The 5875-nt window shown below is 55.4% G+C and carries 8 protein-coding genes; 2 read left to right on the top strand and 6 right to left on the bottom strand.

Going from position 1 to position 5875, the window contains the following annotated elements; all coding sequences use genetic code 11:
* Positions 1-22: 22 nt before the first annotated feature.
* The 6 genes from V3W31_02725 to V3W31_02700 all read right to left on the bottom strand — a co-directional run bounded on the left by V3W31_02725 (position 23) and on the right by V3W31_02700 (position 3979).
* The gene (locus V3W31_02725) at positions 23-628 is read right to left on the bottom strand and encodes a hypothetical protein (protein ID MEE9613852.1); all 606 of its coding nucleotides are present in this window, start codon (positions 626-628) and stop codon (positions 23-25) included.
* Between the two features lie 28 nt (positions 629-656).
* Positions 657-824 carry a DUF2367 domain-containing protein gene (locus V3W31_02720; protein ID MEE9613851.1) on the bottom strand — a complete coding sequence of 56 codons (168 nt, stop codon included), beginning with the start codon at positions 822-824 and terminating at the stop codon, positions 657-659.
* A 30-nt stretch (positions 825-854) separates the two neighbouring features.
* A complete protein-coding gene (locus V3W31_02715; GenBank protein MEE9613850.1) occupies positions 855-1712 on the bottom strand; it encodes a multicopper oxidase domain-containing protein in 858 nt (285 codons plus the stop codon).
* Positions 1713-1820: 108 nt separating this feature from the next.
* Entirely contained in the window at positions 1821-2210 is a 390-nt protein-coding gene (locus tag V3W31_02710) for an NUDIX hydrolase (GenBank protein MEE9613849.1), read from the bottom strand.
* 4 nt (positions 2211-2214) lie between these two features.
* Positions 2215-3576 (bottom strand): sigma 54-interacting transcriptional regulator, encoded by a 1362-nt coding sequence (locus tag V3W31_02705; GenBank protein ID MEE9613848.1) that lies wholly within the window; start codon positions 3574-3576, stop codon positions 2215-2217.
* 235 nt (positions 3577-3811) lie between these two features.
* Positions 3812-3979, bottom strand: coding sequence for a hypothetical protein (locus V3W31_02700; protein ID MEE9613847.1), 168 nt, complete (start codon positions 3977-3979; stop codon positions 3812-3814).
* A gap of 421 nt (positions 3980-4400) precedes the next feature.
* Between V3W31_02700 and V3W31_02695 the strand changes: the two genes are divergently transcribed.
* Both V3W31_02695 and V3W31_02690 read left to right on the top strand, forming a co-directional pair.
* Positions 4401-4694 (top strand): hypothetical protein, encoded by a 294-nt coding sequence (locus tag V3W31_02695; GenBank protein ID MEE9613846.1) that lies wholly within the window; start codon positions 4401-4403, stop codon positions 4692-4694.
* A gap of 84 nt (positions 4695-4778) precedes the next feature.
* Positions 4779-5875: peptidylprolyl isomerase (locus V3W31_02690; protein MEE9613845.1), on the top strand; the 1097-nt coding region annotated here is incomplete at its 3' end.

The raw sequence follows: 5875 nt of genomic DNA, 5'->3' as shown, positions 1-5875 counted from the left end.
GCAGCCTTGAAGGTCAAGAGTATTATTTGCGCAACCAAACTAAAAGCTGCTTTACTTGACCCTCCGACAAAACCCGTCCTTTTCGTCCGATTATGCTATATACGGAATCTTTGTTTGTCTTGAATACCTTTTTAAGCATCGGGAGAAAACTGTCGGATAGCTTGCTAAACTTGGGCGTTGGCCTGCCATTCCTGTCGAGTAGGAATTCGTAGTCCTTCCTGTCACCGATAACATAATTCTCTTTGATTCCTTCGAATCTGTCTTTGTGGGTACCGTTATCTCCCCGTCTGTTATAGCGACCATTTCCGGTTACAATGATATTGCCGTTGGGGTTCTTGTTTTTGTTCATTCTTTTTCTTTTCAGTTTTCCGTAGGCTTCTAAGTGCGTCACGTTGTCTTCTACCTTAAAATAGCCATATATCATCTGCGGTAAAGGCGATGCCTTTGGCAATACAAAAAACACATAATCATCTTCTCCTACCTTCCGCCTAAAATCCGTACGGCATATCCCCCATGTTGGGGGCATTGTCCAGAAATGGGGGTCGTTCTCAATCCAACCGTTTTTGCCGCCACACTTTGAGGTGCAGACGTTGGTGAAAGCCCCCGAAATATAAATACGCCCTTGCATTGTTTGATTTTTATAGTGGCAAGCCCCCCTACGAAGCGAAGGTATGGCCGCAGCCCGAGCAGACCGTGGGCTTCCTGCCGCCGGAGAGCGCCACGAGCCCTATGGGGAAGAAAAGGATTGCCACGACTATCTGCCACGTCGCGAAGCCGCCGCGCTTTGTGAGGTGTGAGCATTTGGGACAGCTTATATCCGCCAAGGTATAGCCTCCTTCATTTCATGCAGCACCCTACTCCACCTCTATAAAGGTCATCATGCCCCTTGGGTATTCGCCGTCGTCCACTATGTGGGGCTCCACGTGGCAGTGGAACATCCACTTGCCCTTGTGCTTGAAGGAGGCCTCCATGACCCTCACCTGGGCGGTCGTAAACATCTCGGTGTCCGACTTGTAGAGCTTTGCGCCCGTGAACTGGTCGAGCACGTCGGCGACCGCGCCGTGGATGTGCGGGGCGTGCACCTCGTAGCCGAAGGCGACCATGACGATCCTTATACGCTCGCCGACCTTCGCCTTAAGGGGCTCCGTGTCGGGGTATGATTTGGAGTTTATGGTGTGCGTTTCGTAGACCCCGTCGCCGTCGATGTCCCACTCGTCCCAGAAACTTATGAACTCCCTGTCGTAGGTCTTTTTCTGCGCCGGGTCCTCGACTATCAGGAGCCCGTACATCCCCATGTCCATATGCTTGGCGGCGTCCACGTGGCAGTGGTAGGGGTAGTAGCCGGGCTCTTCGGCTATGAAGTCGTATACGAACTCGGTCTGAGGGTCCTGCGCGTGGTTGGGGTGGAGTTCCTTATCGCCGGTCCCGTCCATCTCGAAGGGGTGGGAGCCGTGGATGTGGATGGAGTGGGGGTTGCCGCTCGTGTTCTCGAAGTATATCTTGACGCGGTCTCCCTTGTTGACCCGCATGACGGGGCCGGGCACCGTGCCGTTAAACGCCCATACCGTGGCCGCCTTCTCGGGCTCCCTGAGGAGGGTTATCTTTTTCTCCTCCACGTTGAAGTAGAACTTCTTTACCGGATGCTCGGCGGCAAGGAGCGTGGTGCCGTTTATCGCAATCATGGCCGCCGCGATTAAGAGTACTCTCTTCATGGCCTTTATCCCTCCTTCGCCCAGGTTCGTATAGTGGGTTCGCACGGTGGGTTCGTCCGGTAAAATTATAGCACAGGATCGGGGGCTGTCAAACCGTGGACGGCCTATCTACAGATCCCCCAACCCCTTAAGGGCCGCCCGCATGTTCGGCACGAGCTCCTTAAGCCCCTCCATCTCGCCTGTGGTATACCAGCCGAAGCCGCCTATCTTCTCGGGCTCCCTTACCTCGGGCTCGCCTTCGACGACCTCGCAGAAGAACATCCGTACGGAGAACTCCCCCTCGGGCGAGTGCGTGTCGTATACGCCGAAGAGTTTTCCCGGCCGGACCCTTATGCCGAGCTCTTCCTTTATTTCCCTTACGACCGCCGCTTCGGGCTCTTCGCCGGGCAGGAGTTTTCCCCCGGGCGGCTCGAACCTGAGCCCCCCGTGTTTTTTATTGTGTACAAGGAGCAGCCTCTTATCTTTTATAATAAGTCCGGCCACCATCTCCCGCTTCATGGGGTTATGACGCCTTTTTCCTTTTTTCTATGCCGAGGTCCCGCATCTTCCTCCAGAGCGTAGTCCTGCTGATACCGAGCTTCCGGGAGCACTCCTGGTACTTCCATCCGGCATCGTCGAGCGCGCGTATGATGGTCTCCCTTTCTAGCTCCTTAAGCGGCTTATCGCTCGCCAAGACCCTCTCCACAGTGTCCATGTCCCGGAACTCCGGCGGCAGGTGCTCGGGCGCGATGGTCTTGCCGTGGCATCTCACGAAGGCGTGTTCTATTATATGTTCGAGCTCTCGGATGTTGCCGGGGTAGTCGTGTTCCATGAGTATTTCGAGGGCCTGGGGGGAGATGTGGGTAATCTCCCTCTTCATCTTCTTGTTGAACTTGTCTATGAAGTGGTTCGTCAGCAGCGGGATGTCGTCCTTACTCTCTCTTAGCGGCGGCAGGGTGACGGTTATCACCTTGAGCCTGTAGTAGAGGTCTTCCCTGAACCGGCCGTTCGCGGCCTCGACCTTCAGGTCTTTGTTGGTGGCCGCTATGATCCGGACGTCCGCCTTAAGGGTCCTGGTGCCGCCTACCCTCTCGAACTCCCCCTCCTGGAGGATTCTCAGGAGCTTTACCTGGGTCGCGGGCGAGATGTCGCCTATCTCGTCGAGGAAGATGGTGCCGCCGTTGGCGAGTTCGAACCTGCCGGGCTTGTCGGCGATGGCGCCGGTGAAGGCACCCTTGACGTGGCCGAAGATCTCGCTTTCGAGGAGGCCCTCGGAGAGGGCGGCGCAGTTGACCCTTATGAAGGGGCCGTCCTTCCGGGGGGAGTTCCGGTGGACGGCGTGCGCCCTGAGTTCCTTGCCCGTACCGGTCTCGCCGAGGATGAGTACGGTGGCGTCTGTCGGCGCGACCTCCCGGAGAAGCCCGTTTACCTCGAGTACCTTGTGGTTCCTGCCGATGATGCTGCCGAAAGAAAACCTGTCCTTCAGTTCGTCCTTGAGCCCCTTTATGAGCGAGACGTCGCGGAATATCTCTACCCCGCCGATGACCTTGCCGGTCTCGTCCTTCAAGAGCGCGGTATTTATGCTGATCTCGGTTTTGCCGCCGGTCCTGGGGTTTTCGAGCACGGCATCGTAGTTGTAGATGTGCTCGCCGGTCTTTATGGTGGTGTTTATGAGGCAATCGAGGGTACAGGCCGAATGGCACATAACGTCCCGGCACTTCTCGCCCGGTGAAATCCTATCCACGCCGGCCCTCTTGAGGATCTCCCTGGCCGCGCGGTTTACGAAGAGCACCTTGTGGTCGAGCCCCATCACAACAACCCCGTCGGCTATGCCGTTAAGGATGGTGTCGGTATTAAGCCTTACAAGGGTTTTTATTTTCTCCACCTATGGGCTACCTCCTATACCCTTCATTATACCGATGCTCCGGCAGAAAGACAACGGAAATGTTTCAAAAAAGAAACACTTTTTCCGTTTCGGCTTTAGTCCGTTTTGAAATAACAAAACCCCCACCATGGGCGTGGTGGGGGTTTTGTCTGGAGGCGAAGGGAAGGTTCCCCCTCGTGATACACCTTTGCGAGTCGGTGGTTCTTCCTTCGTCCGCTTCAGGGGTAAGGCGGTGTTATACAGCCGTACCCGTAGGGGTGGAGCTGCCGACAAGCAGGGCCAGCAGTGCCGTGGCCATCACGACGGCGAAGCTTAAGAACGCGTAGGTGGTGCCGGCTATGCCAACAATCGCCAGGCCCGTAAGCCCCGTCTTTGCGTTTTCGAGAAAGTGTGTGTTCCTCATTTTGGTTCACCTCCTTTTGTAGATCTGTCTGGTTTAAGACTCGTACTGTCCTTATATACTCCAAGAACCGTGCCAACTTGCACAACACCCTGATTTCATTATGGTTTTCCCTGAAAGGGGATAAGGTGAGGCTGACGGAACTTGTTTCACCGACGCAACGTTTCCATCAATGAAACAAAAAAACATAACAAAATCAGCGAAGTACAAAAACGTTTCACAGAAGAAACAATTTCATAACTGAAACATGCGGCTGCGAGGGCGAGAAATGATGGAAATAATGGAGATAAGGGAGATAAAAATGTCCTTGCGGGTGCGGGGCTGGAGCTGCAGGGCGGTCTTCTATATACTTGACTTTTCTCCGGGGCTATTTTATTATAAAAGTTCAGGAACGATCAAGACTAGTTAAGGAGGTTATGAGCAAATGAGCGATTGCGGAAGCGGCTGCAGCGATGGCACAGCCGGACCCTACTCAGAGGGCCGAGAGCTTGTGGAGTTCGTGTCCAACGCCCACGGCGGCGGCGTGGGCAACTCGCCGATACCGAACGGCGGTTTGACCGCGACCTGCCAGGGCTGCGGCAAGGAGTTCCGGATGCAGACCTTTGTGGCCAAATGTCCCCATTGCAACGGGGTGCACGCGGTAAGCCCCCCGAGGTGCGACGACCCGGCCAACATCCAGTTCGCGGGCGAGGGCTACAGTCTGCCGGGGGACGGGTAGTACCGAGCTTGTAGGCACACCATAAAGGGGCGGGCATTAGCCCGCCCCTTTTTTAATTTGTGGAGCAGAGGTTTCTTTCTCGATATGGCCGACTTATCCAAAAGCATGAAGGGTCTCTTCCTCTTTATATGTGCGGCGGCGGCGTTCTACCTTTTCATGACGCTCATGCCCCGGACGGAAGACCTTCCCGTCCAGACCAGGGAAGTTCCACATGCCGTTCGGGCGGGCGGAGCATATGAGCCGACGGTTGCCGCCATAGTAAACGGCAAGGAGATACCCATGGAAGAGCTCTCCTTTTATATAGAGGGCGAGCTGAAACGCGCCGAGGAACTGGGCCAGGAAATTACCCCTTACATTGAAAGGGCGGTTCGAACGGGGTGGATAGAGCGCGCCGTTACGAGAGAGCTGCTCTACCAGCGGGCCGTATCGGAAAGTATAGAGGTCCCGGATTCGGAGTTACGGGAGGCTTTGGCAAGCCCAAAGTACAGCCGTGGCAATATGCCCCCGAATAAACTCGAGGAGTTCGTACGGGTAGACCTGATGATAAATAAGCTCATAGACGTGCATGTCCTGTCCAAGGTCCCCGTATCGGACGAGGACGTGAAGAACTACTATGAAGACAACCCCGAAGAGTTTGGGGAGCCCGAGCAGATCAGGGCACGGCATATTCTGATAGAAGTAAAGCCTTCGGATTCGCAGGAGGAGAAGGAAAAGGCCCGCAAGAAAGCCGAGACCGTACTGGCCGAGGCCAGAGACGCGAAAAGCGATTTCGCCAAGCTGGCCGTAAAGTACTCCGAGGGGCCCTCCGGGGAGAGAGGGGGGGACCTGGGGTACTTTTCGCGTGAAGACATGGTGCCGCCCTTTGAGGAGGCGGCTTTCGCCATGAAACCCGGTGAGGTCAGCGACGTTGTGGAAACCCGCTTCGGGTACCATATTATCAAGCTCGAAGACAGGAAAGAAGCCACTACCATCCCGTTATCCGGGATAATGGAGCAAGTAAGGTTCTTTTTAAAGTACCGGGAGGGTTCTAAAGAAGTGGAGGAATGGATTGCCGTGCTCAGGAGCGAGGCGGAAGTAAAGATTATCGAACCGGCCGGAACTCAGCAAGGGGCTCCCCAGATGGAAGGGCATGGTGAGTTGGCAACGGGGACCGTCGAACCTAAAAGTTCCGCCCATTCCGC

The organism is Thermodesulfobacteriota bacterium, assembly GCA_036482575.1.
Lineage (GTDB): Bacteria > Desulfobacterota > GWC2-55-46 > GWC2-55-46 > JAUVFY01 > JAZGJJ01.
This window is presented reverse-complemented; position numbering and strand designations above follow the sequence as displayed.

Coding starts and splice junctions, on each gene's coding strand:
- V3W31_02725 (MEE9613852.1), bottom strand. CDS start 628: ATGCAAGGGCGTATTTATATTTCGGGGGCTTTCACCAACGTCTGCACC.
- V3W31_02715 (MEE9613850.1), bottom strand. CDS start 1,712: ATGAAGAGAGTACTCTTAATCGCGGCGGCCATGATTGCGATAAACGGC.
- V3W31_02710 (MEE9613849.1), bottom strand. CDS start 2,210: ATGAAGCGGGAGATGGTGGCCGGACTTATTATAAAAGATAAGAGGCTG.
- V3W31_02700 (MEE9613847.1), bottom strand. CDS start 3,979: ATGAGGAACACACACTTTCTCGAAAACGCAAAGACGGGGCTTACGGGC.
- V3W31_02695 (MEE9613846.1), top strand. CDS start 4,401: ATGAGCGATTGCGGAAGCGGCTGCAGCGATGGCACAGCCGGACCCTAC.